This window comes from Flavobacterium collinsii, from assembly GCF_902804485.1.
GTDB lineage: Bacteria > Bacteroidota > Bacteroidia > Flavobacteriales > Flavobacteriaceae > Flavobacterium > Flavobacterium collinsii.
Genome location: NZ_CADCST010000001.1, coordinates 1 through 455 on the forward strand (window position 1 = coordinate 1; position 455 = coordinate 455).

At 41.8% G+C, this 455-nt stretch carries 1 protein-coding gene; it reads right to left on the reverse strand.

Annotated elements, in window-relative coordinates; all coding sequences use genetic code 11:
• Window positions 1-455: hypothetical protein (locus tag FLA105534_RS00005; RefSeq protein ID WP_217427673.1), on the reverse strand; the 455-nt coding region annotated here is incomplete at both ends.

Genomic DNA, 455 nt, shown 5'->3' on the forward strand with positions numbered 1-455 from the left:
GTCGGTTTCTGAGTGTCTTTTACGATAACTTTTTGAACTGCTGTTTCTACATTACCGTTCCCATCATCAAAACTCCAAGTAATGTTATGTGTTCCTTGAGTGTTGTATGTTAAAGGATCTGTAGTAGTTCCTGTAATAGTACCTGAACAAGTATCTGTCGTAGTAGGTGCTGTGGCTGTAGCACTGCACTCACCAGTTACATCCGCCAAAACTGGTTTTGTCGGTTTCTGAGTGTCTTTTACGATAACTTTTTGAACTGCTGTTTCTACATTACCGTTCCCATCATCAAAACTCCAAGTGATGTTATGTGTTCCTTGAGTGTTGTATGTTAAAGGATCTGTAGTAGTTCCTGTAATAGTACCTGAACAAGCATCTGTCGTAGTAGGCGCTGTGGCTGTAGCACTGCACTCACCAGTTACATCCGCCAAAACTGGTTTTGTCGGTTTCTGAGTGTC